This is a genomic window from Pseudomonas sp. NFX183 (assembly GCF_047943075.1).
Lineage (GTDB): Bacteria > Pseudomonadota > Gammaproteobacteria > Pseudomonadales > Pseudomonadaceae > Aquipseudomonas.
This window is the reverse complement of the sequence record NZ_CP181333.1, coordinates 585,604-612,553: the sequence shown is the minus strand read 5'-3', so window position 1 is coordinate 612,553 and position 26,950 is coordinate 585,604. Positions and strand designations below refer to the sequence as shown.

25 protein-coding genes are annotated in these 26,950 nt (G+C 61.7%); 14 read left to right on the top strand and 11 right to left on the bottom strand.

What is annotated here, in order from left to right:
• Positions 1 to 68: 68 nt before the first annotated feature.
• Entirely contained in the window at positions 69 to 2,915 is a 2,847-nt protein-coding gene (rapA, locus tag ACM530_RS03000; protein ID WP_145162022.1) for an RNA polymerase-associated protein RapA, read from the bottom strand.
• Between the two features lie 219 nt (positions 2,916 to 3,134).
• Here rapA and ACM530_RS02995 point away from each other — a divergent pair, with 219 nt between their 5' ends.
• Positions 3,135 to 3,476 carry an aspartate-semialdehyde dehydrogenase gene (locus tag ACM530_RS02995; RefSeq protein ID WP_145162025.1) on the top strand — a complete coding sequence of 114 codons (342 nt, stop codon included), beginning with the start codon at positions 3,135 to 3,137 and terminating at the stop codon, positions 3,474 to 3,476.
• On the opposite strand, the gene ACM530_RS02990 is transcribed toward ACM530_RS02995, so the two are convergent.
• The 3 genes from ACM530_RS02990 to ACM530_RS02980 all read right to left on the bottom strand — a co-directional run bounded on the left by ACM530_RS02990 (position 3,473) and on the right by ACM530_RS02980 (position 6,085).
• On the bottom strand, positions 3,473 to 4,654 hold the full coding sequence (locus tag ACM530_RS02990) for an aminotransferase class V-fold PLP-dependent enzyme (protein ID WP_145162028.1): 1,182 nt from the start codon (positions 4,652 to 4,654) through the stop codon (positions 3,473 to 3,475). The two genes, ACM530_RS02995 and ACM530_RS02990, sit on opposite strands and share 4 nt — an antisense overlap.
• Positions 4,651 to 5,121, bottom strand: coding sequence for a RidA family protein (locus ACM530_RS02985; RefSeq protein ID WP_416364244.1), 471 nt, complete (start codon positions 5,119 to 5,121; stop codon positions 4,651 to 4,653). The genes ACM530_RS02990 and ACM530_RS02985 overlap by 4 nt, the downstream gene beginning before the upstream one ends.
• 91 nt (positions 5,122 to 5,212) lie before the next feature.
• On the bottom strand, positions 5,213 to 6,085 hold the full coding sequence (locus ACM530_RS02980) for a LysR substrate-binding domain-containing protein (protein WP_416364243.1): 873 nt from the start codon (positions 6,083 to 6,085) through the stop codon (positions 5,213 to 5,215).
• A gap of 100 nt (positions 6,086 to 6,185) precedes the next feature.
• Here ACM530_RS02980 and ACM530_RS02975 point away from each other — a divergent pair, with 100 nt between their 5' ends.
• Positions 6,186 to 6,380: a hypothetical protein gene (locus ACM530_RS02975; RefSeq protein ID WP_145162038.1), complete on the top strand. Its 195-nt coding sequence runs from the start codon at positions 6,186 to 6,188 to the stop codon at positions 6,378 to 6,380.
• A gap of 143 nt (positions 6,381 to 6,523) precedes the next feature.
• Positions 6,524 to 6,640, top strand: coding sequence for a cytochrome c oxidase subunit CcoM (ccoM, locus tag ACM530_RS02970; protein ID WP_017137226.1), 117 nt, complete (start codon positions 6,524 to 6,526; stop codon positions 6,638 to 6,640).
• A 722-nt stretch (positions 6,641 to 7,362) separates the two neighbouring features.
• On the opposite strand, the gene ACM530_RS02965 is transcribed toward ccoM, so the two are convergent.
• The 3 genes from ACM530_RS02965 to ACM530_RS02955 all read right to left on the bottom strand — a co-directional run bounded on the left by ACM530_RS02965 (position 7,363) and on the right by ACM530_RS02955 (position 9,941).
• The gene (locus tag ACM530_RS02965; RefSeq protein WP_200623568.1) at positions 7,363 to 8,838 is read right to left on the bottom strand and encodes an inorganic phosphate transporter; all 1,476 of its coding nucleotides are present in this window, start codon (positions 8,836 to 8,838) and stop codon (positions 7,363 to 7,365) included.
• A 322-nt stretch (positions 8,839 to 9,160) separates the two neighbouring features.
• The gene (locus ACM530_RS02960) at positions 9,161 to 9,361 is read right to left on the bottom strand and encodes a hypothetical protein (protein ID WP_057701255.1); all 201 of its coding nucleotides are present in this window, start codon (positions 9,359 to 9,361) and stop codon (positions 9,161 to 9,163) included.
• A 292-nt stretch (positions 9,362 to 9,653) separates the two neighbouring features.
• Positions 9,654 to 9,941, bottom strand: a complete 288-nt coding sequence (locus ACM530_RS02955) for a hypothetical protein (protein ID WP_404487265.1) — start codon at positions 9,939 to 9,941, stop codon at positions 9,654 to 9,656.
• Here ACM530_RS02955 and pcaR point away from each other — a divergent pair.
• The 11 genes from pcaR to pcaC all read left to right on the top strand — a co-directional run bounded on the left by pcaR (position 9,930) and on the right by pcaC (position 20,810).
• Positions 9,930 to 10,772 (top strand): pca regulon transcriptional regulator PcaR, encoded by an 843-nt coding sequence (gene pcaR, locus ACM530_RS02950; RefSeq protein WP_145162733.1) that lies wholly within the window; start codon positions 9,930 to 9,932, stop codon positions 10,770 to 10,772. The genes ACM530_RS02955 and pcaR overlap by 12 nt on opposite strands.
• 145 nt (positions 10,773 to 10,917) lie before the next feature.
• Positions 10,918 to 12,258: an MFS transporter gene (locus ACM530_RS02945; RefSeq protein ID WP_416364242.1), complete on the top strand. Its 1,341-nt coding sequence runs from the start codon at positions 10,918 to 10,920 to the stop codon at positions 12,256 to 12,258.
• A 300-nt stretch (positions 12,259 to 12,558) separates the two neighbouring features.
• Positions 12,559 to 13,416 (top strand): CoA transferase subunit A, encoded by an 858-nt coding sequence (locus ACM530_RS02940; RefSeq protein WP_416364241.1) that lies wholly within the window; start codon positions 12,559 to 12,561, stop codon positions 13,414 to 13,416.
• On the top strand, positions 13,413 to 14,195 hold the full coding sequence (locus tag ACM530_RS02935) for a CoA-transferase subunit beta (protein WP_242194199.1): 783 nt from the start codon (positions 13,413 to 13,415) through the stop codon (positions 14,193 to 14,195). Before ACM530_RS02940 ends, ACM530_RS02935 begins: the two co-directional genes overlap by 4 nt.
• Positions 14,192 to 15,394 (top strand): 3-oxoadipyl-CoA thiolase, encoded by a 1,203-nt coding sequence (gene pcaF, locus ACM530_RS02930; RefSeq protein WP_242195045.1) that lies wholly within the window; start codon positions 14,192 to 14,194, stop codon positions 15,392 to 15,394. The genes ACM530_RS02935 and pcaF overlap by 4 nt, the downstream gene beginning before the upstream one ends.
• A gap of 17 nt (positions 15,395 to 15,411) precedes the next feature.
• On the top strand, positions 15,412 to 16,116 hold the full coding sequence (gene pcaH / locus ACM530_RS02925) for a protocatechuate 3,4-dioxygenase subunit beta (RefSeq protein WP_145162748.1): 705 nt from the start codon (positions 15,412 to 15,414) through the stop codon (positions 16,114 to 16,116).
• Between the two features lies 1 nt (position 16,117).
• Positions 16,118 to 16,684 (top strand): protocatechuate 3,4-dioxygenase subunit alpha, encoded by a 567-nt coding sequence (gene pcaG / locus ACM530_RS02920; protein WP_145162751.1) that lies wholly within the window; start codon positions 16,118 to 16,120, stop codon positions 16,682 to 16,684.
• A gap of 186 nt (positions 16,685 to 16,870) precedes the next feature.
• Entirely contained in the window at positions 16,871 to 18,166 is a 1,296-nt protein-coding gene (locus ACM530_RS02915) for an MFS family transporter (RefSeq protein WP_416364240.1), read from the top strand.
• A 9-nt stretch (positions 18,167 to 18,175) separates the two neighbouring features.
• The gene (locus ACM530_RS02910) at positions 18,176 to 19,540 is read left to right on the top strand and encodes a 3-carboxy-cis,cis-muconate cycloisomerase (RefSeq protein WP_416364239.1); all 1,365 of its coding nucleotides are present in this window, start codon (positions 18,176 to 18,178) and stop codon (positions 19,538 to 19,540) included.
• Between the two features lie 10 nt (positions 19,541 to 19,550).
• A complete protein-coding gene (gene pcaD / locus ACM530_RS02905; protein ID WP_145162758.1) occupies positions 19,551 to 20,342 on the top strand; it encodes a 3-oxoadipate enol-lactonase in 792 nt (263 codons plus the stop codon).
• A gap of 72 nt (positions 20,343 to 20,414) precedes the next feature.
• Positions 20,415 to 20,810 (top strand): 4-carboxymuconolactone decarboxylase, encoded by a 396-nt coding sequence (gene pcaC / locus ACM530_RS02900; RefSeq protein WP_242194196.1) that lies wholly within the window; start codon positions 20,415 to 20,417, stop codon positions 20,808 to 20,810.
• A gap of 114 nt (positions 20,811 to 20,924) precedes the next feature.
• Here the strand turns inward: pcaC and ACM530_RS02895 are convergent, their stop codons facing one another.
• The 4 genes from ACM530_RS02895 to ACM530_RS02880 form a co-directional block, all read right to left on the bottom strand.
• The gene (locus ACM530_RS02895; protein ID WP_262209272.1) at positions 20,925 to 21,809 is read right to left on the bottom strand and encodes a polysaccharide deacetylase family protein; all 885 of its coding nucleotides are present in this window, start codon (positions 21,807 to 21,809) and stop codon (positions 20,925 to 20,927) included.
• A 311-nt stretch (positions 21,810 to 22,120) separates the two neighbouring features.
• Positions 22,121 to 23,371, bottom strand: a complete 1,251-nt coding sequence (locus ACM530_RS02890; protein ID WP_242194192.1) for an OprD family porin — start codon at positions 23,369 to 23,371, stop codon at positions 22,121 to 22,123.
• Between the two features lie 152 nt (positions 23,372 to 23,523).
• On the bottom strand, positions 23,524 to 25,143 hold the full coding sequence (locus ACM530_RS02885) for a J domain-containing protein (RefSeq protein ID WP_416364238.1): 1,620 nt from the start codon (positions 25,141 to 25,143) through the stop codon (positions 23,524 to 23,526).
• An 11-nt stretch (positions 25,144 to 25,154) separates the two neighbouring features.
• Entirely contained in the window at positions 25,155 to 26,852 is a 1,698-nt protein-coding gene (locus ACM530_RS02880; RefSeq protein WP_242194187.1) for a molecular chaperone HscC, read from the bottom strand.
• Positions 26,853 to 26,950 lie beyond the last annotated feature (98 nt).

The window sequence follows — 26,950 nt, the reverse complement described above, 5'->3', positions numbered from 1 at the left end:
AGGCCCTCAAGCCAAACAAAAAAGGCCCGCATTGCGCGGGCCTTCTTCTTAACAGGGCAGGGCGGTAATCAACCCGCCACCAGCACCCGAATCGCTTCCAGTCGCAGCGCCGCTTTGTCGAGCATGGCCAAACCTTGCTCGCGTTGCTGACGCAGGGCAACCAGCTCGCTGTCACGCACGGTCGGGTTGACCGCTTGCAACGCGGTCAGGCGCGCCAGCTCTTCGTCGGTGTCCGCCGCCAGGCGGCGCTTGGCCTCGGCCACTCGCTCGGCGTGGCGCGGGGTGATCTTCTCTTCACCGGCATTGATGCGCGGCGTGAGTTGGTCACGCTGAGCCTGCACGAACTTGTTGGCGCTGGCGCGTGGCACGCTTTCGAGCTGGTCGTTCAGGGTTTCAAACGACACGCGGCCGGACAGGTCATTGCCATTGGCGTCCAGCAGGCAGCGCAAGGCCGCCGGTGGCAAGTAGCGGCCCAGTTGCAAGGAGCGCGGCGCAACCACTTCACTCACGTACAGCAATTCGAGCAACACGGTGCCCGGCTTGAGCGCCTTGTTCTTGATCAGCGCCACGGCGGTGTTGCCCATCGAGCCGGACAGCACCAGGTCCATGCCGCCCTGCACCATCGGGTGTTCCCAGGTGATGAACTGCATGTCTTCGCGCGACAGCGCCTGGTTACGGTCGTAGGTGATGGTCACACCTTCGTCGTCGCCCAGCGGGAAGCTGGCGTCGAGCATTTTTTCGCTGGGCTTGAGGATCAGTGCGTTTTCCGAATGGTCTTCGCTGTCGATGCCAAAGGCGTCGAACAGGGTTTCCATGTAGATCGGCAGGGCGAACTGGTCGTCTTGCTCGAGGATGTCCTCTACCAGCGCATCGCCTTCACCCGCGCCGCCGGAGTTGAGCTCCAGCAAGCGGTCGCGACCGGTGTGCAGCTCTTGCTCCAGACGCTCGCGCTCGGCGCGGGCCTCGTCGATCAGGGCTTGCCATTCGCCATCGTCGGCGTTTTCCAGCAACGGCAGCAGACGCGGGCCGAACTGATGTTGCAGGGCGTTGCCGGTCGGGCAGGTGTTGAGGAACGCGTTCAGCGCTTCGTGGTACCACTGGAACAGACGCTCTTGCGGGCTGGTTTCCAGGTACGGCACGTGCAATTCGATCACGTGCTTCTGACCGATCCGGTCCAGACGCCCGATCCGCTGTTCCAGCAGGTCAGGGTGGGACGGCAGGTCGAACAGCACCAAGTGGTGGGAGAACTGGAAGTTGCGGCCTTCACTGCCGATTTCCGAGCAGATCAGCACCTGGGCGCCGAACTCTTCGTCGGCGAAGTAAGCGGCCGCGCGGTCACGCTCGAGGATGTTCATGCCCTCGTGGAACACCGTGGCCGGAATGCCGGAACGCACGCGCAGGGCGTCTTCCAGGTCCATGGCGGTTTCGGCGTGGGCGCAGATCACCAGCACTTTGGTGCGCTTGAGCATTTTCAGCTGGTCGATCAGCCACTCCACGCGTGGGTCGAAGCGCCACCAGCGGTTTTCTTCATCCACGTCCGGCTGCGACTGGAAGCTGACTTCCGGGTACAGCTCGGCGTGTTCGCCCAGCGGCAACTCGAGGTATTCGTCCGGGTTCGGCAGCGGGTAGGCGTGCAGTTTGCGCTCCGGGAAACCTTGCACGGCAGCCCGGGTGTTACGGAACAGCACGCGGCCGGTGCCGTGGCGGTCAAGCAGCTCACGCACCAGGCGCGCACTGGCTTCGGTGTCGCCATCGTTGACGGCGGTGAGCAGCGCTTCACCTTCGTCGCCGAGGAAACCCTGGATGGTCTTGTGTGCGGTCGGCGACAGGCGGCCTTTGTCCAGCAGCTCCTGCACGGCTTCGGCCACCGGGCGATAGTTTTCGCTTTCGGCGCGGAAGGCATGCAGGTCGTGGAAGCGGTTCGGGTCCAGCAGGCGCAGGCGCGCAAAGTGGCTGTCCTGGCCCAGCTGTTCCGGGGTGGCGGTCAGCAGCAGCACGCCAGGAATCACCTCGGCAAGTTGCTCGACCAGCGAATACTCCGGGCTGGCCTTGTCTTCATGCCAGACCAGGTGGTGGGCTTCGTCGACCACCAGCAAGTCCCAGCCGGCCGCGAACAGTGCGTCCTGGGCCTTCTCGTCGTCCACCAGCCATTCCAGGGCCACGAGGGCCAACTGGGTGTCTTCGAACGGGTTAGTGGCATCGCTTTCGATGAAGCGTTCTTCGTCGAACAGCGCAACCTGCAGGTTGAAGCGGCGGCGCATTTCCACCAGCCACTGGTGCTGCAGGTTTTCCGGCACCAGGATCAGCACCCGGCTGGCGCGGCCGGAAAGCAGCTGGCGATGGATCACCAGGCCTGCTTCGATGGTCTTGCCCAGGCCCACTTCGTCAGCCAACAATACCCGCGGCGCGATACGGTCAGCGACTTCACGGGCGATGTGCAGTTGGTGAGCAATAGGTTGCGCACGCACGCCACCCAAGCCCCACAGCGAGGACTGCAGTTGGCGGCTGGTGTGTTCCAGGGTGTGGTAACGCAGCGAGAACCAGGCCAGCGGATCGATCTGGCCGGCGAACAGACGGTCGCTGGCCAGGCGGAACTGGATGAAGTTGGACAGTTGGGTTTCCGGCAGGGTGACCTGCTCGTTCTGCCCATTGAGGCCGTGGTAAACCAGCAGGCCATCGACGTCGTCGACTTCCTGTACGGTCATTTTCCAGCCTTCGAAATGGGTGATGGAATCACCCGGCGAAAACCTCACGCGAGTGAGGGGCGCATTCCGTAGCGCATACTGACGAGTGTCGCCAGTGGCCGGATAGAGCACGGTCAACAAGCGGCCGTCCTGTGCCAGAACGGTGCCTAACCCCAGCTCTGCTTCGCTGTCACTAATCCAGCGTTGCCCCGGTTGATACTGCTGCGCCATGCTGCCTGACTCCCGCCGTGAAAAAGCCGACTATCTTAACGGAACAAGGCCCTCAGCCAAAGGACTCTGACAAAAACTACTCCGTTAACGCGCGGGTTCGAAAGCTGGATCGACGGGTGGCGGGCACTTGCGAGTGTCGACTGGGTCACAGCTTGGCGAGCTTGGGCTCAAGTCGCCCTGCAACCCGCCGACAGCCTGTTGATCAGGAGAATAATTATTATGCTGCCACCCATGCTGCCCGTCAGCGTTGTGCCGGTCACGTCACAACTTGACCCGGTGCGTCAGAAGCCGGATATCCCGCCCGTGGTGCCAGTGCAAGCGGGCTCCAACGAAAGCACGATCGACCTGAAAAAGGGCGATGCCGAGCAGTCAACCTTGCTGCTGCGCGAGGAACAACGCCGCCAGCAGGAACAGCAGAAGCGCCGGCGTGAAGCCGACGAAGACCCCGAAGCGCACCTGGCGATTCCCGGCGATGTGCTCAACGCCGACAACACCGTGCCAGTGGTGCCGCTGATCGAAGATGCGCCGCGCCAGGGCCTGTGGGTGGACGTCGAGGTTTAGTCACGCAATTCGCGTAGCGCGGTGATCAGCCGTTCAATGTCATGTTCGGTGTTGAGCGGGCTGACCGACACCCGCGCAACGCTCGTCAGCCCTCGCGCCTGCATGTCCAGCGGCGTGTAGGCCACACCATTTGCGCCGATGTTGATTCGTTTCAACCCCAGGCGGCGTTTGAGCTCGAAGGCGTCCCAGCCTGCGAGGTTGAAGGCGATCAGTCCTGAGTGCGCCGCGCCCAGGTCGTGCAGGGAAACCCCCGGCAACTGACGCAATGCTTCACGGATTCGCTCACTAAGTTGTAAGACCCTTTCCCACGTGTGCTCCACGCCCAGTCGATTCACCTCCTGCAACGCATTGCCCAAGCCAGCCAACAAGGCAAAAGACACCTCGCTGGTTTCAAAGCGCCGGGCGTCATCGCGCAGGTCGAAGCCTTCGGCGGTCCAGGGTGCGGAAAACACATCACGCTGAGCGGGATTGAGCTGCGAGAGAAAATCCGGTCGCACATACAGTAACGCCGTACCGCGGGGCCCACGCAGGTGTTTGCGGCCGGCCGACTTGAGCACATCGCAGTGCAGCGCCTGCACATCCACCGGCAGTTGGCCGACCGCTTGGCCGGCGTCGATGAAATAGGGAATGGCGTGACGCCTGGCCACTGCGCCGATCGCCTGGGCAGGGTTGATCAGGCCGCCGTTGGCGGGCAACCAGGTCAAGTCGATCAGCTTGACCTTGGCATCAATCATCGACTCCAGCGCCACCGGGCAGACTGCGCCGGTTTCATCGCAGGGAATGACTTCTATCCGTGCGCCGGCTTGCACCGCCTGTTGCATGCTCGCCAGGTTGCCGCCCCATTCGTGGCGACCGACCAGAATGCGCTCGCCAGGTTGCCATGGGCCCAAGGCCTGGAAGGCCATGCTCCAGGCGCTTGAGCCGCTGCTGGCAAATGCGATCGACGAGGTCGGCGCATTGAGCAATTGCGCGGCTGCGCGCCGGGCTTTTTCTACCAGCACTTCACCCTGCTCGCCGGCCTCCATCGGGCCGTCGCGGGCTTCGCGTTGCAACTGGTCGATGATTGCGTCCAGCGTGGCCTGGCTGGGCAGCGAGGCACCCGCGTGGTTAAAGTGCACGATGCCCGACTGGCAGCCGGGTGTTGCGTCGCGCAGCTGCTGAACTTCGAGCGGGCTCACGGCTGCAACTCGAAAATCGCATCAACCTCCACCGCCACGCCGGCCGGCAGGCTGGACACCCCGACGGCAGTCCGCACATGCCGGCCTTTGTCACCCAGGGCGTTGACCACCAGGTTCGATGCGCCGTTGGCGACCACGCTTTGGCGCTGGAAGTCGCCGCTGCTGGCAATGAACACACCCAGGCGCAGAATGTGCACCACGCGCGACAGGTCATCACCGACGGCATCGCTCAATTGCCCCAGCAAACCCAGCGCCGCCAACTCTGCCGCCTGGGCGCCTTCTTCATCGCTGAGGGTTTCGCCTAACCGGCCGATGTAGGCGGGTTTGCCATCGATCATGGGAATTTGCCCAGAGATAAACAGCTGGTTCTGGCTGATCACATGGCTGATGTAGTTGGCCGCCGGCTGGCTGGGCGTTGGCAGCGTCAGGCCAAGGGCTTGCACGCGTTGGCGAAGGGAGTCGCGCATGTTGAATCCTCTAGGGGCAAGAAGGTTTCAGCATGTTGGCTGAGCCGTCGGGCGACAAACGGATAGATCTCACCTGACGTATCGAAAAAACTCACGCGTCGCGGCAGGCGTCCTTCAACCACTGGCTGAAGCATTCGGCCGCGTCGCTGGCGGGGCCTTGGGGCGCGATCAGCCAGTAGCCGATTTCGCTGTGATAGGGCGGCCAGTCGAAGGCTTCCACCAGGCTGCCGTCCTGCAGCTTGCGCTCGATCAAGCGGTGCCGGCCCATGGCGATGCCCTGGCCGGCCACAGCCGCTTCGACCACGATGTTGTAGTCGTGCAGCATCACGCGGGGGTGGTGCTCGAGGTCGACGTGATAATGCGCGGACCAATCCGTCCATTCGAAGGGCCGGTGCGAGGTGGCCATCAATAACGCGCCGTTGTGCAGTGGGCCGGCCTTGAAGGCCGGGCTGCACACTGGTGAGATCACTTCGGGCATCAGGCGGGTGGCTTGTACATCCGGCCAATCGCCTTTGCCATAGCGGATGGCCAGATCCACCTCGGCCGCGGCGACGTTGGCCAATTGAATCGCCGGCAGCAACTCGACCTGGATATGCGGGTAACGGTTGAGAAAGCCGGCCAGGCGTGGGGCCAGCCACAGGGTGGCGAAGGATGCCAGCAGGCCGACGCGTAGCACGGTGGTAGTGGGCGCTGTTTTTTGCGCGCGCGTGGCGGCGGCGATGGCGTCGAGGGCGGGGCGGATTTCGGCGTAGTAACGTTGGCCGTCGGCGGTCAGGTCAATCGCGCGGGTGCGTCGGATAAACAGCGGTTTGCCCAGATGCTGTTCGAGTTTGTGCACCTGGTGGCTCAAGGCACTTTGGGTGACCGACAGCTCGTTCGCCGCCTTGATGAAACTCAAGTACCGCGCGACGGCTTCGAAGGCGCGTAAAGCCAGCAGCGGCGGAAGGTCCTTGTGCAGTGCCACCTGAGTGCGCCTCCGGGGTCGAGTGGAAAGGGCCGATTTTGGGCGATGCCCTGCATTTTGTCGCCCGCTGATTTGCCGTTGGGCGGGGGAGGCCGCATTATTGAGCCATTCCCGCCACGACGTAAGCCAAGCCATGAGTGATGACGACAAGCTGATTGACCTGAATGCCGAACGCGCCAAACGCGTGCATGACCTTAATGACAAGCGCCTGAATGAAGTGCGCCAGGCGTTTGAGCAAGCGATGCCACTTGGCAAAGTTAAGAAAAAGTCGAAGAACAAGCCGAAAAAACGTTGAAACAACCTGCATCTGTTGATGCAGGTCAGTTATTGCCCTTCTTTACGCCCCTTTGCGGGCGACATTGATCCCCGTCAATTTTCCCATCCGCCTTCTCCATTAACTTAGCCCTATCGCAACAGGGCACGTGCAGGAGGCCGGTCATGTTTTTCGATAATGTGGTGTTTGCCGGAGTGTTGACTGTCAGCCTCATGGTGTTGTTTTTTGTAGGGTTTGGAATTTTTATCTGGAAGGACGCTAATAAGCGTAAAGAACCGTAAGTTCTTCTGGGTTATATGAGCACGCAAGGCATTTTGGGCGACTTCGGTCGCCCTTTTTTTTTGCTACGGTTTAGTGTGTATATCCGTTGCTGCGATCAACCCTGCGTTCTGCCAGCGTGGTTAACGGGGCCTGTCAGATCAAGATCAAAAGCAGAGCGCGGCGGCCTAGTAGCCGACCTGAGTGGTATAGGCAAAAGCGGATCAAAAGCATAGCAACACATTTCTGTCTGAAGCACAGAGAGCCAAATGTGTGAGCGGGCTTGCTCGCGAATGCGGTGTGTCAGTCAGCTCATATGTCACTGGCACACCGCCTTCGCGAGCAAGCCCGCTCCCACAATTTCACTGAGTTCAACCGCCAGCACCGCACTGCTTTTGCTTTTTCTGTGGGAGCTGGCTTGCCTGCGATGCAGGCACCTCGGTGTATCAGTGACACCCAGTAGATGCCATCGCAGGCAAGCCAGCTCCCACATTTGATTGAGTTCAGGTTCCAGAATCAGGTCGGCTGTCAGGCACACCGAAGCGTGAGCGAGGTGCCGAGTGGTGGGGCAAGAGCCTTTTGGTTACGTTTGGGCTCTTTTCAAAAGTGACCCGCCGTAAGGGCGGAACCCATTGCAGCCCTCACCGCAGCAACGGATATACACACTAAACCCCAGACCCAAAAAAAGGCGCGACCCCCATCAGAGATCGCGCCTTCTTTATATCAGCCGCAGCCTAGCAGCCTATCAACTACCCAACGCCTTGGACGCCAACCAGAACAACCCGGCCGACAAGCCCACCGTCGCCGGCAAGGTCAACACCCAAGCCATCAGAATGGTCTTCACCGTACCACCCTGCAGGCCGCTTTTATTGGCGACCATGGTCCCGGCAACACCGGACGACAACACGTGGGTAGTCGAAACCGGCAGGCTAAAGATGTTGGCCAGGCCAATCATGCTCGCCGTGGTGATCTGCGCCGACATGCCCTGGGCATACGTCATGCCCTGCTTGCCGATCTTCTCACCGATGGTCAGCACCACACGCTTCCAACCCACCATAGTGCCAAGGCCCAAGGCCAGTGCCACCGCCAGGATCACCCAGAACGGCGCGTACTCGGTCGTGGCCGTCAAGTCTTTACGCAGCTTGTCCAGGTCGGACTTCTCACGCGCATCCAGGCCCGGCAGCTTGCCGACTTTCTTCGCGGTGTCGTCCAGGCACAGCAGGTAGCGGCGCACTTCGATACGGTGCTCGGAGGTCAGCGAGTGGTAGTCCGAGACACCCTTCAAGGTGTCCATCAGCGCGCTGATGGTGGGCTCGGTCTGCTGCGGGTTGCACTGGAACTTGCCCGGCAGGTCATCCTTCACGCTTTTGCCCAGCGCCAGAAACTCGCCGAGGGTGGCGTTGTTACGCTGGTAGAACTGGCTCAAGTGCACGGTGGCGTCACGGGTGCGCTCGATCTGGTAAGTGGTGCTGCCCAAGTCGAGTACGAACTGCGCCGGCACGATACCGATCAGCACCAGCATGATCAGGCCGATACCTTTCTGACCATCGTTGGAGCCGTGCACAAAGCTTACGGCCATCGCGGAAATCACCAGCACCAGGCGGTTCCAGAACGGCGGGTGTTTCTTGTCGTCAAGCTTGCGGCGCTGGTCCGGGGTCTTGTGCATCTTCGACAGCGGGCGCCACCATTTCAGGCCGAGCAGCACCAGGGCTGCGACCAGGAAACCGGCCATCGGCGAGAACACCAGAGACGCGCCGATATCGATCGCTTTCTGCCAGTTCACACCGTCAGCCAGCGGGATATCGTTGATCAGGGCATTGGCCAGGCCGACACCCAGGATCGAGCCGATCAGGGTGTGGGAACTGGAGGCCGGGATACCGAAGTACCAAGTGCCCAGGTTCCAGGTAATCGCCGCTGCCAGCAAGGAGAAGACCATAGCCAGACCATGGCCGGTGTTCACATTGATCAGCAACTCCACCGGCAGCAAGTGCACGATGGCGTACGCGACACCGACACCACCGAGCAACACGCCGAGGAAGTTGAACACCCCGGAGAAGAACACGGCCAGGTGCGGCGGCATGGCTTTGGTATAGATGACTGTGGCCACCGCGTTAGCAGTGTCATGAAAGCCATTGATGAACTCGAAGGCGAGGACAAAGGCCAGGGCGAGCAACAGGCTCACTAGAACCCACGCATCCAGTCCGCTGAATAAATCGATCATGAAGGTTTTCTGACCCGGTCGTAAGGGGGCGCGATTATGCCAGAAAACCTCAGTAATCGATGCACTAGCTGCTCATCGGTAACAATCTTCATTGAAAAAAAACCGGGCAGAGGTGCGCATCCCAGGGTTTTCGGGGCTTTGGCAAGTCTTTGATTTATAAAGCTGGGGGGCGAAAACGCGGGTTTTTTTGACCGAATTGTCACATTTGAAACATTTGTACGAAATTTCGTTCAAGGCTGTAGGAGCCTGATTAAATCAGGCTGCCCGCCGCTGGCAATGCGCCAGCGGCGGTGGCAAAACCTTGAAGCTCAAATCCAAGTGCTTATGGCTCTTCGGTTTTGAGTTCCTGTTCAATCTTTTGGATTTCCTGGGCAAATGCCTGATCGAGCAAACTGGCTCGTTTGCGCCAGGGCTTGCGCTCGGGCTCAGGCTGGGCGGCGTAAGTGGTGATTTCCCCGCCGTAAACGTCCTTGTAACGTTGCTCCTGGCGCTCAAGTTCCGCGCGCAGTTCGTCTTTCGTCACAGTGTTACCTAAATGAGTTGAGTGTATTGAATGTGCAGCGCCGCGCTTGAAAGTCGTCCTCGGGCTGTTTCAAGTTGAACAGGCGAACTGTTCAAGTTTGAAAGAAGCACAAGGGGCAAACATTTAAGCGGATACGTGTGACCGGCGATGCTCGAACGCTGCAAAGCCTGGCGAGCTCCAATCCCGATTATTGTTACCGGGCCGACCTCTGCACAGGTTGCATTATAGCGACGTATTTGAATAACACTATCGTCGTGAAGTTAAAAAGCGTCAACGTTGCGTGAGGGTTTTGTTACATACAGGTGTCAGTCTTTTCGAAAAAAACGTGTCGACCTTCTGCACTTTTATAAATGGCGGATGGTTGCTCAAACTTAAGCGATCCCTTCGGCACATCCGTGAAGTGTGCTGGTTCGTTGAGCGCCATTGCGCGGCCGGAAAATTGCGATAATCGCATGATCGTCCGATAATCGCCCAAAGTTACTGACCCCGCCTTGTGCATTCTGGCCAGCGCGGCTTGTAATAGCGGCCAACCCTCCCAGCGGTTGAAAATAAGAGAAAGGACCCTGAAATGAACGATCAATTGCGCAACTCCTTCGCGTCAGTGGCGCCGCCGATCGTGGCGTCCCCGGCCAAGCGCATCCAGGCGTTTACCGGTGATCCGGACTTCATGACTTCCCTGGCCCGTGGCCTGGCCGTGGTGCAAGCCTTCCAGGAGCGCAAGCGCCACCTGACCATCGCCCAGATCAGCCACCGCACCGAAATCCCTCGCGCCGCCGTGCGCCGTTGCCTGCACACGTTGATCAAGCTCGGCTACGCCACCACCGACGGGCGTACCTATTCACTGTTGCCCAAAGTCCTGACCCTGGGGCACGCCTATTTATCCTCTACGCCGCTGGCAGTGTCGGCTCAGCCTTACCTCGATCGCATGAGCGAGCAGCTGCATGAAGCCTGCAACATGGCGACGCTGGAGGGCGACGACATCCTCTATATCGCCCGTTCCGCCACCACCCAGCGCCTGATCTCCGTGGACTTGTCGGTGGGCGGGCGCTTGCCGGCCTATTGCACGTCCATGGGCCGCATCCTGCTCGCGGCACTCGACGATGCCTCGCTGCAGGACTACCTCGACCACGCCGACCTGCAAACCAAGACCAGCCGCACCTTGACCACGCCCGACGCCTTGTTCGAATGCCTGCAGCAAGTACGCCAGCAGGGCTGGTGCATTGTCGACCAGGAGTTGGAGCAGGGCCTGCGTTCCATCGCCGTGCCGGTGTACGACGCGTCCGGCCAGGTGCTGGCCGCGCTCAACGTGAGTACCCACGCCGGTCGGGTCAGCCGCAGCGAGCTGGAGCAGCGTTTCCTGCCCAGCATGCTCAGCGCCAGCCGTGAGCTGAGTGCGCAACTGTTTGCCTAAGTGTTCGATGACCGCACAGATCCCGGCTTGATCAATTGACGGTGTTTCCCCTGGCTTATTAATGTGCGGCAGCGCTGTCAGCGCCGCCCAATAATAATGACGACCTCAGGTCGTTCGCCCGCCCATCGGTGTGGAAATAACAATAATGAATCAGCCCTCTGTCGGTACTAACCTGGACGTGCAGTCCTTTATCAATGCCCAGCCGTTGTCACGCTATCAATGGCGCGTGGTGATCCTGTGCTTCCTGATTGTCTTCCTCGACGGGCTCGACACCGCCGCCATGGGCTTTATCGCGCCCGCACTCTCGCAGGACTGGGGCATCGACCGCGCCAGCCTCGGCCCGGTGATGAGCGCCGCGTTGATCGGCATGGTGTTCGGCGCGCTGGGCTCCGGCCCGTTGGCCGACCGTTTCGGGCGCAAAGTGGTGTTGGTGAGTGCGGTGCTGGTGTTTGGCGCGTTCAGCCTGGCCTCGGCCTACAGCACTAACGTTGACCAGTTGCTGGTGTTGCGTTTCCTCACCGGGTTGGGCCTGGGTGCGGGGATGCCGAATGCCACCACGCTGCTCTCCGAATACACGCCCGAGCGTCACAAGTCGCTGCTGGTCACCAGCATGTTCTGTGGGTTCAACCTGGGCATGGCCGGTGGCGGATTTATCTCGGCCAAGCTGATTCCAGCGTTCGGCTGGCACAGCTTGCTGATGATTGGCGGCATCCTGCCGTTGATCCTGGCGATGGTGCTGTTGGTGTGGCTGCCGGAATCGGCGCGCTACCTCGTGGTGCGTAATCGCGGCACCGACAAGGTGCGCAAGACCTTGTCACCCATCGAGCCCAACCTCGTCGCCCACGCCACCAGCTTCAGCGTGCCCGAACAAAAAACCGTCAAGGCGCGCAACGTGTTCGCGGTGATCTTCTCCGGCACTTACAGCGCCGGCACCTTGTTGCTGTGGCTCACCTACTTCATGGGCCTGGTGATCGTGTACCTGCTGACCAGTTGGCTGCCGACCCTGATGCGCGACAGCGGCGCCAGCATGGAACAGGCGGCGTTTATCGGCGCGCTCTTCCAGTTTGGTGGCGTGTTGAGTGCGGTCGGCGTGGGCTGGGCGATGGACCGGTTCAATCCGCACAAGGTCATCGGCACTTTCTACCTGCTCGCCGGGGTGTTCGCCTACGCGGTGGGGCAGAGCCTGGGCAATATCACGTTGCTGGCCACCTTGGTGCTGGTTGCCGGGATGTGCGTCAACGGTGCGCAATCGGCGATGCCGTCACTGGCCGCACGCTTCTACCCGACCCAAGGCCGCGCTACCGGCGTGTCGTGGATGCTCGGCATCGGCCGCTTCGGCGCGATCCTCGGTGCGTGGATGGGCGCAACCTTGCTGGGGTTGGGCTGGAACTTCGAGCAGGTGCTGACGGCGCTGGTGATTCCGGCGGCATTGGCCACGGCGGCCGTGCTGATCAAGGGCATGGTCAGCCATGCGGACGCGACCTGAGGTCTGACACGATTTTGTAGCAGCCACGAGGCGATGTGGGAGCTGGCTTGCCTGCGATGCAGACGACTCGGTCCAGCAGGCAAATCGAGTTGATGCAATCGCAGGCAAGCCAGGTCCCACATTGACAGTTGGGCAGCTGAACTGGCTGCTTTACACGAAGATTAGCTAGATAACAATCCGTTCGATAATCGAACGCTGAGTCGATTATCAGATTGTTCGACCCCTTTGCCCGGCTTAATCTTCAGGCACTTGGGCGCCACCTCAGCGCCTTTTTCGATCAACACCGGGAGCCCGAACCCCATGGCTGAAATCCTTGCGCTGCGCGACGCGGTGAAGCAATTCGTGAATGACGGCGATACCGTCGCACTGGAAGGCTTCACCCACCTGATCCCTACGGCAGCAGGTCATGAAATCATTCGTCAGGGCAAGAAAGACCTGACGCTGGTGCGTATGACGCCTGACTTGATCTACGACCAGTTGATCGGTGCTGGCTGCGTCCGCAAGTTGATTTTCTCCTGGGGCGGCAACCCCGGCGTAGGCTCCCTGCATCGCCTGCGCGACGCGGTCGAGAAGCAATGGCCGCAACCGCTGGAGATCGAAGAACACAGCCACGCCGACCTGGCCAATGCCTACGTCGCCGGTGCATCCGGCCTGCCGTTTGCGGTGCTGCGCGCCTACGCCGGTTCTGACTTGCCCAAGGTCAACCCGCTGATCAAAACCGTGACCTGCCCGTTCACCGGCGAAGTGCTGGCGGCGGTGCCGTCGGTTCGCCCGGATGTCACCGTGATCCATGCACAGAAGGCTGACCGCAAGGGCAACGTGTTGCTCTGGGGCATTCTCGGTGTGCAGAAAGAAGCGGCCCTGGCGGCCAAGCGCTGCATCGTCACCGTCGAAGAGATCGTGGACGACCTGAACGCGCCGATGAACAGCTGCGTGCTGCCGACCTGGGCGCTGACAGCGGTGTGTCACGTACCGGGTGGCGCGCATCCGTCCTACGCCCACGGCTACAACGAGCGTGATAACCGCTTCTATCAGGCGTGGGACCCGATCGCTCGCGACCGTGGGACCTTTACCGCCTGGATCGACGAATACATCCACGGCACTCCCGACTTCCGTGAATTCCAGGCCAAGCTGGCCGCCGCGCAGGAGGCCAAGTGATGGCTTACTCGACCAACGAAATGATGACCGTCGCCGCCGCGCGTCGCCTCAAGAACGGCTCGGTGTGCTTCGTCGGCATCGGCTTGCCTTCCAAGGCTGCCAACCTGGCGCGCCTGACCTCGTCGCCCGACGTGGTGCTGATCTACGAATCGGGCCCGATTGGCGCCAAGCCCAGCGTCTTGCCGCTGTCCATCGGCGACGGCGAACTGGCAGAAACCGCTGACACCGTGGTGCCGACCGGCGAGATTTTCCGCTACTGGCTGCAAGGCGGGCGCATCGACGTCGGTTTTCTCGGCGCGGCCCAGGTTGATCGATTCGGCAATATCAACACCACCGTGGTCGGCGATTACCACCAGCCCAAAGTGCGCCTGCCGGGTGCTGGTGGCGCGCCGGAGATTGCCGGCTCGGCCAAGAGCGTGCTGATCATCCTCAAGCAGTCGGCGCGGTCGTTTGTCGACAAGTTGGACTTCATCACCTCCGTCGGCCACGGCGAAGGCGGCGACTCACGTAAACGCCTGGGTCTGCCAGGCGCCGGCCCTGTAGGGATTATTACCGACCTGTGCATCATGGAGCCGGAAGAGGGCAGCCATGAATTTGTGGTCACCGCGCTGCACCCCGGCGTCACCCGCGAACAAGTGGTCGCGGCCACTGGTTGGGCGATTCGGTTTGCCGATCAGGTGAGCACCACCGACGCACCGACGGACATCGAACTGAAGGCCCTGCGTGATCTCGAAGCCCGCACTGCCGCCGCCCATGGCCAAGCGCCAGGAGAAGCCTGATGCGTGACGTGTTTATCTGTGATGCCATTCGCACGCCCATTGGCCGCTTTGGCGGTGGTTTGTCCACGGTGCGTGCCGATGACTTGGCGGCCTTGCCGATCAAGGCCCTGATCGAGCGCAACCCTCAGGTTGAGTGGGCGGCGGTGGATGAAGTGTTCCTCGGTTGTGCCAACCAGGCCGGTGAGGACAACCGCAACGTCGCGCGCATGGCCCTGCTGTTGGCGGGCCTGCCGGAGAGCATTCCCGGCGTGACCCTCAACCGTTTGTGCGCCTCGGGCATGGACGCGATTGGCACGGCATTCCGTGCCATCGCCAGCGGCGAAATGGAGCTGGCGATTGCCGGCGGCGTTGAGTCGATGTCCCGTGCACCCTTCGTGATGGGCAAGGCTGATGCGGCGTTTTCACGCAACATGAAGCTTGAAGACACCACCATCGGCTGGCGTTTTATCAACCCGTTGATGAAGGCCCAGTACGGTGTGGACGCGATGCCGCAGACCGCCGATAACGTCGCCGACGACTACAATGTGTCCCGCGCCGATCAGGACGCTTTTGCCCTGCGCAGCCAGCAACGTACCGCCGCTGCGCAAGCCGCCGGGTTTTTCGCTGAAGAAATCGTGCCGGTGCGCGTCGCGCATAAAAAGGGCGAGACCGTGGTCGAGCAGGATGAGCATCCACGGGACACAACCCTGGAAGCCCTGGCCAAACTCAAGCCAGTCAATGGCCCAGACAAGACCGTCACCGCCGGCAACGCCTCGGGCGTGAATGACGGCGCAGCGGCGCTGATTCTGGCCTCGGCCGAGGCCGTGAAAAAACATGGCCTCACCGCCCGCGCCCGTGTGTTGGGCATGGCCAGTGCCGGTGTTGCACCGCGTGTGATGGGCATCGGCCCGGTGCCGGCGGTGCGTAAACTGGTGGAGCGCCTTGGTCTGGCGGTTACCGACTTTGACGTCATCGAACTCAACGAAGCCTTCGCCAGCCAAGGCCTGGCGGTGCTGCGTGAGTTGGGCATTGCCGACGATGCCCCGCAGGTGAACCCGAACGGCGGCGCCATCGCCCTCGGCCACCCGCTGGGCATGAGCGGCGCGCGGTTGGTGTTGACGGCGTTGCACCAGTTGGAAAAAACCGGCGGCCGCAAAGGCCTGGCCACTATGTGTGTGGGCGTCGGCCAGGGTTTGGCGCTGGCGATTGAACGCGTTTAATAAGAGAGGATGGCTCCATGAGTGACAAGCCCGGATACCGGCGCCCGCAAGCGGGCACTCAACCCGATTACCTGCACCCGGCCTACCAGTCGACGAACTTGCGTTCGCCGTCTCAGCCGTTGGTGTTTCTGCCGCATTCCTTGTCAGAGATCACCGGCCCGAGCATCGGCGCCGAACGCGTCAATGAGAAGGACAACGACCTGACTGCCCAGCACGAGGGCGAACCTCAGGGCGAGCGCATCATCATTCATGGCCGCGTGCTGGATGAAAATGGCCTGCCGGTGCCGGGCATTCTGGTGGAGATCTGGCAAGCCAACGCCGCCGGTCGCTACAACCACAAGCGCGACCTGCATGACGCGCCACTGGACCCGAACTTCACCGGCACCGGCCGCACCGTCACCGACGCGGATGGCTGGTACCAGTTCCAGACCATCAAGCCCGGCGCCTACCCGTGGGGCAACCACCACAACGCGTGGCGCCCGGCGCATATCCACTTTTCGCTGTTTGGCCCCAGCGTGCTGACGCGCCTGGTCACGCAGATGTACTTCCCCGGCGACCCATTGCTGGAGTACGACCCGATCTACAACTGCGTGCCGGACACCTCGGCCAAGCAGCGCCTGATCGCCAGCTTCGACCTGGAAAAAACCATTCCTTCCTATGCCCTCGGCTACCGCTGGGACATCGTCCTGCGCGGCCGCGACGCCACGCCGATGGAGAAATGAGATGAGCCTTTACGCAACCACGTCCCACACCGTCGGGCCGTATTACCACATTGGCCTGACCTGGCTGAACCGCGAAGACCTGACCGTGCCGGCCACCCTTGGCGAACGCGTGGCGATCAGCGGGCAAGTGGTGGACGGCAACGGTGATGTCGTCAACGACGCCATGCTTGAAGTCTGGCAGGCCAATGCTGCGGGCAAATACGATCATCCGGAAGATGACCAGGCCAAAGCCGTCGATCCCAACTTCGAAGGCTTTGGGCGAGTGCCGGTAGATGCCGAAGGGCGCTTTCGCTTTACCACGATCAAGCCGGGCAGCGTGCCAGGGCTTGCGGGTACGACCCAGGCGCCGCACCTGGTGGTGCTGGTGTTTGCGCGTGGGCTGGTGAAGCACTTGCTGACAAGGATTTATTTTGACGGTGAAGCGTTGAATGGCGATGACCCGTTGCTGGCGTGTGTGCCGGCTGAGCGTCGCGGCACCTTGATTGCCAAAGCGGATGCGGGCGGTGTGCACCAGTGGAATGTGATTTTGCAGGGCACAGATAAGGAAACGGTGTTCTTCGATTACTGAGATGGCTTAAAACCTGTCGCAGGCAAGCCTGCTCCCACATTTAAAGGCGTCCCCAATCAAAATGTGCGAGCGGGCTTGCCCGCGATGAGACCCTTCGAGGCGACAAGTATCCAAAAGTCTGCTTGCGGAACATGGTTGTTGCAAAGTATGTCTAGGCTATAACCGTTCCCACTGAGTGAAAAACACATGACAACAAAAACGATTCACTACACCGGAGAAGAACGCAGCAAGCGGATTTTTGCGATTGTCGGGGCCTCGTCCGGCAACCTTGTCGAATGGTTCGACTTCTACGTTTATGCCTTCTGCGCCATCTATTTTGCCCCGGCGTTTTTTCCGTCGGAGAGCCCCACCGTACAACTGCTCAGCACCGCCGGCGTGTTCGCTGCCGGCTTCTTGATGCGCCCTATTGGCAGCTGGGTGTTCGGCAGTCTGGCCGACAAGCACGGCCGCAAGAATTCGATGATGATCGCGGTGCTGATGATGTGCGCCGGCTCGCTGGTTATTGCGTTTTTGCCGACCTACAAGGACATCGGCATCTGGGCGCCAATCCTGTTGTTGGTCGCGCGCCTGTTTCAAGGCTTATCGGTGGGCGGCGAGTACGGCACCACCGCCACCTACATGAGTGAGGTCGCCCTCAAGGGCCAGCGCGGGTTCTTTGCCTCGTTCCAGTACGTGACCTTGATCGGCGGGCAATTGCTCGCGGTACTGGTGGTGGTGATCCTGCAGCAATTTCTCAGCGAAGATGAACTGCGCGCCTGGGGCTGGCGGATTCCATTTGTGGTCGGTGCCGTCGCGGCGGTCATCTCCTTACTGCTGCGCCGTACCTTGAAAGAGACGACCACCAAGGAAATGCGCGAACACAAGGACGCCGGCAGCATCACCGCGCTGCTGCGCAATCACACCGCGGCCTTTATCACGGTGCTGGGTTACACCGCCGGCGGCTCGCTGATTTTCTACACGTTCACCACGTACATGCAGAAGTACCTGGTGAACACGGCCGGGATGCATGCCAAGACCGCCAGTTACATCATGACCGGCGCGCTGTTCCTCTACATGTGCATGCAGCCGCTGTTCGGGATGCTGGCGGACAAGATCGGCCGCCGCAATTCCATGCTGTGGTTCGGCGCCCTGGGCACGCTGTGCACCGTGCCGATCCTGCTGACCCTGAAAACCGTCAGCAGTCCGTTCCTGGCCTTTGTGCTGATCACCCTGGCCCTGGCGATTGTCAGCTTCTATACCTCCATCAGCGGCCTGGTCAAAGCCGAAATGTTCCCGCCCCAGGTACGTGCATTGGGCGTGGGCCTGGCGTACGCGGTGGCCAACGCGACTTTCGGCGGCTCGGCTGAAGTGGTCGCGCTGGGCCTGAAATCCATGGGCATGGAGAACGGCTTCTATTGGTACGTCACCGTGATGATGGCGATTGCTTTCCTGTTCAGCCTGCGCCTGCCCAAGCAGGCGGCGTATCTGCACCACGATCTGTAAGGAAGAGTTATGACACTGCGCACGAGCAATCAACTGTTCGACGCCTACTTCAGCGCTGACAGCATGGCCGATGTGTTCTGCGACCAGGGGCGTTTGCAGGGCATGCTGGACTTTGAAGCCGCGCTGGCCCGCGCCAAGGCCCAGGTCGGCTTGATTCCCCAGGCCGCCGTCGCGCCGATTGCCCAGGCGTGCCTGGCGTCTTTGTACGACGTGGATGCGCTCGGCGTGGCGATTGCCACGGCGGGCAATTCGGCGATTCCGTTGGTGAAAGCGCTGGGCAAGTTGATCGCCAGTGAAGACGCCGGCGCCGAACGTTATGTGCATCTGGGCGCGACCAGCCAGGATGTGATGGACACCGGCCTGGTCCTGCAACTGCGGCGCGCGCTGGCGTTGATCGACGCTGACCTGGCGCAATTGGGTGAGACGCTTGCCGTGCAGGCCCAGCGTTATGCGCGCGTGCCATTGGCCGGGCGCACCTGGTTGCAGCATGCGACACCGGTGACCCTGGGCATGAAAATCGCCGGTTGGCTGGGGGCGCTGACGCGCAGTCGTCAGCGTCTTGCCGAGCTCAAACCGCGCCTGCTGGTGCTGCAGTTTGGCGGCGCGTCCGGAACGCTGGCGGCGCTGGGTGAGCAGGCAATGCCGGTGGCCGAAGCCCTGGCTGCGCAGTTGCAATTGAATTTACCCGAGCAACCCTGGCACACCCACCGTGACCGGCTGGTGGAGTTCGCCAGTGTGCTCGGCCTGATCGCCGGCAGCCTGGGCAAAATGGGGCGTGATATCAGCCTGTTGATGCAGACCGAAGCGGCGGAAGTGTTCGAGCCTTCGGCGCCCGGCAAAGGTGGTTCATCGACCATGCCGCACAAGCGCAACCCGGTGGGCGCCGCCGTATTGATCAGCACGGCGACCCGCGTGCCGGGCCTGGTGGCGACGATGTTGAGCGCCATGCCTCAGGAACATGAGCGCAGCCTTGGCCTGTGGCATGCCGAATGGGAAACCCTGCCGGACATTTGCCGGTTGGTGTCCGGCGCATTGCAGCAGGCGCTGCTGGTGGCCGACGGGCTGGAGGTCGACCCTGAGCGCATGGCGCGCAACCTTGAGTTGACCCAGGGCCTGGTGCTGGCCGAAGCCGTCAGCAGCGTGCTTGCCCAGCGCCTGGGCCGTGAAACCGCGCACCATCTGCTGGAGCAATGCTGCAAACGCGCCGTTGCCGACGGGCGCCATCTGCGTGCAGTGCTGGCCGACGAACCGCAGGTCACCGCCGAGTTGTCAGCCGCTGAACTGGACCGCCTGCTCGACCCGGCCCACTACCTCGGCCAGGCGCACACGTGGGTCACCCGCGCGGTGGCCGATCATTTTGCCTTGACCGCGTAAGGAGACCGCTGTGCCATTTGTACAACTCGCCGAGGGCGAACTGCATTACCAACTGGACGGCCCGCTCGACGCGCCGGTGCTGGTGCTGTCCAACTCCCTGGGCACCGACCTGCATATGTGGGACATCCAGATTCCGGCCTTCACCGAGCATTTTCGCGTGGTGCGTTTCGACACCCGTGGCCACGGCAAGTCCTTGGTCACCGAGGGGCCGTACAGCATTGAGCAACTGGGCCACGACGTGATCGCGCTGTTGGATGCGCTGCAGATCCAGCGTGCGCATTTTTGCGGGCTGTCCATGGGCGGCCTGATCGGTCAGTGGCTGGGCATCCATGCCGGTGACCGTCTGCAGCGGCTGGTGGTGTGTAACACCGCGGCCAGGATCGGCACGCCGGATATATGGAACCCGCGTATCGAGATGGTCTTGCGCGATGGCCCGGCCGCCATGGTGGCGCTGCGTGATGCGTCTATCGCCCGCTGGTTCACCGCCGATTTCGCCGCCGCCAACCCGCACCAGGCCAGGCAGATTACCGACATGCTCGCCGCCACGTCGCCCGAGGGTTACGCCGCCAATTGCGCCGCCGTGCGCGATGCGGATTTTCGCGAGCAGCTGGCATCGATCAAGGTGCCGACCCTGGTGATTGCCGGGACCGAGGACGCAGTGACACCGCCGGCCGGCAGCCACTTTATCCAGAACCACGTGAAGGGCGCCGAGTACGCCGAGTTCTATGCGGCCCACCTGTCCAACGTCCAGGCCGGGGCTGATTTCAGTCACCGGGTGCTGAGGTTCTTGCTGGCTGAATAAACCGTGTGACGAGCGCGCTTGCCACCACCACCGGTGATCGAGCCGAGACCCAATTGAACCAGGAGCTTTTTTGTGGACGAGAAACACCGTTACGCCGCCGGCCTGCAAGTGCGCCGCGAAGTACTGGGCGACGCACATGTCGACCGCAGCCTGAATGCCCTGACCGAATTCAACAGCGAGTTCCAGGAAATGATCACCCGCCACGCCTGGGGTGATATCTGGACCCGCCCCGGCCTGCCGCGGCACACCCGCAGCCTGATCACCATCGCCATGCTGATCGGCATGAACCGCAGTGAAGAACTGAAACTGCACCTGCGCGCCGCTGCCAGCAACGGCGTGACCCGCGCCGAGATCAAGGAAGTGCTGATGCAAAGCGCGATCTATTGTGGGATTCCGGCGGCGAATGCGACCTTCCACCTCGCCGAGTCGGTATGGGATGAGCTCGGCGTGGAGTCGCGCCAGGACTGAACTGAAACACGGTCAAAAAGGTGGGAGCGGGCTTGCCCGCGAATGCGGTGCATCAGTTAAAGATAAATTGACTGACCCACCGCATTCGCGAGCAAGCCCGCTCCCACATGGGTTTCAGTGGGAATCCGCATCCCATACCCAGTTCCACACTCCCGGCAGGTGCACCACTTCATTCACATCCTTGACCGTGCGCGCCAGCGCCGCGCGTTCCAGCACGGCACGGTCGGTGTAGAACGGCTCGGCCGCAGTCTTCATGCCGTTGATCCGAGCGCTGTCCATCAGGATCTGCAAGTATTCCTGCAGGTGCCGCGCGGTGTAGCGGTTGATGTCATGGAAGGTCACCACCACCGGTATCACGCCGTCCACTGTCGGTAACTCGCCCAGCGCGATGCGCTCGCGCACCACCGACAGCTGCCGATACAAATTCGCCCGGCGCCGCGGGCTGCCGTTGAAGCCCCAGATCTTGCCGTCATTGGCACTCAAGTCTGTCAGCAATACGTGCATGCCGTGGCGCTGGTAGGCGGCGAAGGTGCGCTTGTCGTAGTTCCAGAAGGGCGGACGTACCAGCGCGGGTGAGGCGCCGGTGATGGCGGCGATATCGGCCGCGCCCTGGCTGAGGGTGCTTTCAAGCTCGGCGTCGCTCAACCAGCGGTGGTTAGTGTGAAACCCGGTGGCGGTGTGGAAGGCCAGCACGTGACCCGCCGCGTATTCACGCACCATGGTCTTGCGGCCCCGCGGGCTGCCGCCTGAGCGGGAGGCTTCGGTCTGCAGGAAGAACACCGCCTTGATACCCGGCAATACCGGGTTATTCGCCAGGTCAGCCACCACCGAGCGGCTCGGGTTGTTGTAGCCCGAGGCGCTGGGGCCGTCATCAAAGGTCAGCAGAAAACGGATCGGCGCCTGGGCTTGCAGGCGTTGCTCGGTCTGCGGCGTCAGCGCGATAGGCGCGCCGATGCAGCCGGTGAGCAGAATCGACAGAATGACAATCAGGTATTTCATGGCGGCCTGGGTTCAGAGCTGGTCATCCGTGTCGTTGAGTCCCTGTGCCGGGTGATGGGCGCGTGCACGATACAGCATGAGCGCGGCTGTCATCAGCGGTAAATCGTGCCGCCTGTCTTGAAGGGGCGGGCTGGCTTCACGCGTAAGGGGTTCGAGTCGTCGTCGCCATTGCCAATACGGCTATGGTCATTGCCGCGCGCGCGTGAGTTTTGAGGTATTGGCGGGGAACGTTCCCGCTCCCATTGAGGCAACTTGCCAAAAAAACAGCCGCGACCAATCAAGGCGCGGCTGCCATTCGCACTGACGGACGCCTACAGCAGGCTGATCGGGTAACTGACGATCAAGCGGTTCTCGTCGAACTCATTGTTGCTGTAGTCGCGGCGCATGCTGGAGTTGCGCCAACGCACGTTCAAATCCTTGAGGGCGCCGCTTTGCACGGTGTAGCCCAGTTCGCTCTCACGGCCCCACTCCTTGCCGTCGGTGATGGCCCCGGTGTGCACGTTGCTGCCGCTGATATAGCGGTTCATCAGGGTCAGGCCCGGGAGGCCGAGGACGACAAAGTTGAAATCGTGGCGCACCTGCCAGGATTTTTCCTGGGCGTTGTCGTAGCTGGCGTTGTAGCTGTCGTTGGCCAGGGTGCCGCCGCTGGTACCGTTGACGCGCATCCACGCGCTGTTGCCGGTGAGTTTTTGCAGGCCGACGTAGAAGGTGTTGCCACCGTAACGCGCAGAAAACAGGCCGGACCAGGTCTTGTTGTCCAGCTCACCCGCACGGGCGCTGCCGTCATCCTTGCCGTAGAAGAACCCGAGGTTGGCGCCCAGGGTCCAGTCACCCACGGGCTGGCTGTGGATCAGGTTGACGTACTGCTGGCGGTAGATGTCCTTGAGCTGGGCATTCCATATGCCGATCTGGGTGCGTTTATCGTTGAACGCATATTCGCCGCCCTGGAAGTTGAAACGGTCGGAGGTGAAGGCGGTTTTACCGGACATCGACATGTCCGTCATGCTGCTGTCATCGCGCGGGCTGTTGGCGCGGAACTGACCGCCGTAGAGCGTGAGGCCGTCGATTTCCTTGGAGGTGATCTGCCCGCCGCGCAGGGTTTGCGGCAGGGAGCGGCCGTCGTCGGCGCGCAGGATCGGCAGCACCGGCATCCACTCGCCGACCTTCAGTTCGGTCTTGGAAAGCCGCGCCTTGAACGCCACTCCCAGGCGCCCGAAGTTATCGGCCGGGCGGCCGTCGTGGTCCAGCGGCAACAGCTGGGTGCCACCGGTGCCGCGCCCGCCATCAAGCTTTTGTGAGTACAACCCCAGCACATCCATACCCAAACCCAGCGTGCCCTGGGTGAAGCCGGACCGGGCGTCGAGAATGAAACTTTGCGTCCATTCCTGCGCACCGCCCTGGGCTTTGGTCGGGTTGGTGTAATTGCGGTTGAAGAAGAAATTGCGCAGGTTGAGGTTGGCGCTGGCGTCCTCGAGAAAGCCGTGTTCTTCGGCGACGACAGGGAGTGCAAGACTGGCGACAGCGGTCGCCAGCCACAGCTGGCGCGGTTGGAAAATGCTCATGGTGTTGGACCTGTTGTTATTGGGGTTATGCAGGTGCCGGCCATGGTGCTTGGCGGTGTGGACGTGATGAAAGTGGGGCAGGGCGGTTTGTGGGCGATGATCGAACGCAAGTTGGCGGGCATGCCTGCATCGGCTGCCCGCCCTTGGGAAAGTTACAGTCGAGATTCAACCAGGCGGGTCAACGGAAAGGCAGGCAGGTACAGCTGGAACGCGAGCGTCAGTACCACCATGACCACCAGAAACACCAGTTGCCAGGGGCTCCAGTAACTCCAATGCAGGCCGCTGATCCACGGCCATCTGGCATTGAAGGATTCGTCGACCGTGCCCATGCGCCGGTGGCTGAACAAGTGGATCAGGATCATGCCCAGGTACGTCACTATGCCCATCACGCCGAGCAAAAAGCCGAACATCACCAGCATCCCCACTTGCGGAATACCGTGGCGCAGGACCAACCAGTATTGGCGTGGGTTGAAGCGTTGGGGCAACAGCCTCTCGCTCAGCCATAGGTCGGCAACGAGGAATCGCGAGGTGATGGCGGCCCAGCCCTGAGTGAGGCGTATGGCGACGACGGTCGGCAGGAAGGTCATCAACATGAAGATGAAGAGTTCGAGCGGCACCGGGCCTTTTTTCAGGTGAATGGAGGCCACGCACGTGGCAATGGCCAGCCCGCCCCACACCCTGCCCCAGGTTTGTCCGGAGACCGGGCGCGGCAAAAATTTTCGCCAAAAAAATACATCGGGTTGCGGCAGGCGCTCCAGTAACGACGGATAGCGCCAGGCAAACTTTTGCGACAGTTGCTGGCACGCGTTCCACTGATCATCACCAAACTGGGACACCAAACGGAGCTGTTCGGCAGTCGGCATCCGCGTCAGCAGCAAGCGTGCGGGCAAGGTGTCGGGTGCGTTGCGCGGGCCGTTGTGGGCTTTTTCCAACAGGGTGTCGTAGAAACTCTCCTGTTCGCAGCGTTCAACCAAGCCCCGCCACATCCACTCGGGCTCGGGGTGCAGGCCTTTCTGGTCATCCCAGCCAAAGACCTGGCAGACGCGCTCAAACAACGGCACGCTCCACGTGGTGTCGTGGAGCAATTGCAGGACGATGCGCTGCCATTGTTGTTGCAGGTCGAACACGCGCAGCCAGGGTTGCTGGTTGTAGGCTTTAAGCAGGTTGACGAACTCGCGCTCGGCCTTTTGCTCCAGCTGTTCCTGCAGCGCCTGGCGATACGCCTGCAGCAGCTCGCCGCTTAGCGCCTCATGTTGCCAGGGGCTCATCGCCACACGTTGCCAAGGCGTCAGCCATTCCAAGTGCTGCACCGCCCAGGCGGCAATTGCCGCACGCTCACCGGGGGCATCGAAACAGTGGCGCAGCAGAGCTGCCTGGAACGCATCGGCGCAGAGTTGATGCTGGGCCTGTTCCCAGCGCTCGTCGAGGGTGTGAGCGCCCAGCCCGTTGATCAGCGCTTGCGCGCGCGTTTGCTCGGGCGGCAGGTCGAACAGGGCAGGGCTGACGAGGCGAGTATCGTCAAACTGCGCGTATTCATGCGGGTTGCCGTCGGCCAGTTCGGCCACTGGCGCGTCGATGACTTCGACCTCTTCGTCCTCATTGTCGGCGCGCCAGCGCGCGATATGCAGCGCTTGTTCGTAAGCCTCACGCAGGCGCTGGAAACCCTCGGCGTCGTCGTCCGGGCGGCAGCTTTTCAGCAGCCGCGCGTAAGTACGCTTGATGGTGCGCTCGTCGGCATCGTCCGCCAGTTGCAACACTGTCCAACAGTCCATGTCGTTCTCTCTCAGCGCCAGAACCCGTTGTCGAGTTGCTCAAGTTGGCGGGTAAGTTCGCTGCGGGCCTCACGGATGCGGCGTTCGTCCTGGGTGTCGAGCACTTGCTGGAACTGCGCGGCCCAGTGCCCGAGTTGTTCGCGCAACTCGCCGAGGTTTTCCTGGTAGAGCCGTTCGAGGCGGGCGGTCAGTACGGTGTTGACCTGCTGGTCGCGCGGGTGGATTTTCAACAGCGCCAAGGCTTGCAGGCGTTGCTGGATTTCCTGCGGACTGAGCACGCCGGGGTTGTTCTCGATCACCAGTGAATGCTGCTCGCCGGTCAGCGGAATGTTCACCTGGGCCTCGAGCAAGCCGTTGTTGTCGTAGGTGAAGCGCACGTCCAGCGAGACCTCGCCGGCCTTGCGCTTGGGCACGGGAATTTCCAACTGGCCCAGTTCGATGTTGTCTTTCACCAGACGGCTTTCGCCTTGGTAGATTTTCAACAGCACGCGGGTCTGGTCGTCGTGGAGGGTGACCACACTCTTGACCCGGCTGACCGGCACGCTGCTGTTGCGCTCGATCAGCGGCAGGTAATGCCCGCTTTCGATATGGCCGCCATATTGGTTCGAGGTTTCGATGCCCAGGGTGTACGGGCAGACGTCGGTCAGCACGATCTCTTCCAGCGCTGCCGAACGGGCCTTCAGCGCTGCCTGAATCGCCGCGCCGTGAGCGACCACCTGGTCCGGATCGAGGCTGATGGACGGGAAGCGTCCGAACAAGCCAGCGGCCAGTTTGCGCACCAGCGGCATGCGCGTGGTGCCGCCGACCAGCAGGATTTCATCCAGATCGCCGACCCGAATCCGCGCATCGCGCAGGGCGCGCTCAATCGGCGCGCGCAGGCGCTCAAGCAAGGGCGTGTAGAGCTTGGCGAGTTCAGCCTGGGTGAGGGTTGTGGCCCATTGCTGGCCGTCAACGCGCAGGGCGAACTCGGCGCTGTCGTCCTGGCCCAAGGCTTTGCGCACGCGCTCGGCTTCGCGGCGCAGGGCTTGCAGCACGGTGCTGGTGGGCGGGAAGCCCTGAGCATTGCGCTGGCTGTCGACGAAGTGTTCGAGCAATAAGGTGTCGAAATCTTCGCCGCCGAGGAAGTTGTCGCCGGCGCTGGCGCGCACTTCCATCACGCCGTCGAACAGCTCGATGATCGACACGTCGAAGGTGCCGCCGCCGAGGTCAAACACCAGGAACGAGGTTTCCTTGTCACGCTGGTGCAGGCCGTAAGCCAGCGCGGCGGCGGTGGGTTCGTTGATGAGTTTTTCAACGTTGAGCCCGGCCAGTTCACCGGCGATGCGCGTGGCCTTGCGTTGGCCGTCGCTGAAGTAGGCGGGCACGCTGATCACAGCCTCAGTGACGGTTTGGCCGTAGGTGCGCTCGATGTCTTCTTTCAGGCTTTTGAGCACCAGCGCCGAGAGTTCTTCGGGGCGGAACGAGCGGTCGCCCAGGCGCACTTCGGTGGCACTGCCCATGTAGCGCTTGAACAGCGAGGTGGTCAGGTGCGGGTGGGTGTGCAGGCGTTCCTTGGCGGCTTGGCCCACCAGGATGCGGCCTTGGTCATCCAGGCCGACCACACTCGGGGTCAGCAACTGGCCAAGGGCATTGGGCACCATTTCGGTAGCGTCACCGCGCCAGACGGCGGCTAAACTGTTGGTTGTGCCCAGGTCGATTCCTACGATCATTACGACAAGCTCCCTTTGTGGTCTGTAAGAATCTGTAACCAATTTTACCCTGAAAGGTTCCGCAGAAAGCAAGGCAAGCCCGCTTCCTGTAGTGAGCG

What these genes read in the sequence shown, in the direction of transcription:
- ACM530_RS02890 (WP_242194192.1), bottom strand. Translation starts at nt 23,371, where the DNA reads ATGAGCATTTTCCAACCGCGCCAGCTGTGGCTGGCGACCGCTGTCGCC.
- ACM530_RS02895 (WP_262209272.1), bottom strand. Translation starts at nt 21,809, where the DNA reads ATGAAATACCTGATTGTCATTCTGTCGATTCTGCTCACCGGCTGCATC.
- rapA (WP_145162022.1), bottom strand. Translation starts at nt 2,915, where the DNA reads ATGGCGCAGCAGTATCAACCGGGGCAACGCTGGATTAGTGACAGCGAA.
- ACM530_RS02965 (WP_200623568.1), bottom strand. Translation starts at nt 8,838, where the DNA reads ATGATCGATTTATTCAGCGGACTGGATGCGTGGGTTCTAGTGAGCCTG.
- ACM530_RS02945 (WP_416364242.1), top strand. Translation starts at nt 10,918, where the DNA reads ATGAATCAGCCCTCTGTCGGTACTAACCTGGACGTGCAGTCCTTTATC.
- ACM530_RS02995 (WP_145162025.1), top strand. Translation starts at nt 3,135, where the DNA reads ATGCTGCCACCCATGCTGCCCGTCAGCGTTGTGCCGGTCACGTCACAA.
- ccoM (WP_017137226.1), top strand. Translation starts at nt 6,524, where the DNA reads ATGTTTTTCGATAATGTGGTGTTTGCCGGAGTGTTGACTGTCAGCCTC.
- ACM530_RS02915 (WP_416364240.1), top strand. Translation starts at nt 16,871, where the DNA reads ATGACAACAAAAACGATTCACTACACCGGAGAAGAACGCAGCAAGCGG.
- ACM530_RS02910 (WP_416364239.1), top strand. Translation starts at nt 18,176, where the DNA reads ATGACACTGCGCACGAGCAATCAACTGTTCGACGCCTACTTCAGCGCT.
- pcaG (WP_145162751.1), top strand. Translation starts at nt 16,118, where the DNA reads ATGAGCCTTTACGCAACCACGTCCCACACCGTCGGGCCGTATTACCAC.
- ACM530_RS02985 (WP_416364244.1), bottom strand. Translation starts at nt 5,121, where the DNA reads ATGCGCGACTCCCTTCGCCAACGCGTGCAAGCCCTTGGCCTGACGCTG.
- pcaH (WP_145162748.1), top strand. Translation starts at nt 15,412, where the DNA reads ATGAGTGACAAGCCCGGATACCGGCGCCCGCAAGCGGGCACTCAACCC.
- ACM530_RS02940 (WP_416364241.1), top strand. Translation starts at nt 12,559, where the DNA reads ATGGCTGAAATCCTTGCGCTGCGCGACGCGGTGAAGCAATTCGTGAAT.
- pcaR (WP_145162733.1), top strand. Translation starts at nt 9,930, where the DNA reads ATGAACGATCAATTGCGCAACTCCTTCGCGTCAGTGGCGCCGCCGATC.
- ACM530_RS02885 (WP_416364238.1), bottom strand. Translation starts at nt 25,143, where the DNA reads ATGGACTGTTGGACAGTGTTGCAACTGGCGGACGATGCCGACGAGCGC.
- ACM530_RS02880 (WP_242194187.1), bottom strand. Translation starts at nt 26,852, where the DNA reads ATGATCGTAGGAATCGACCTGGGCACAACCAACAGTTTAGCCGCCGTC.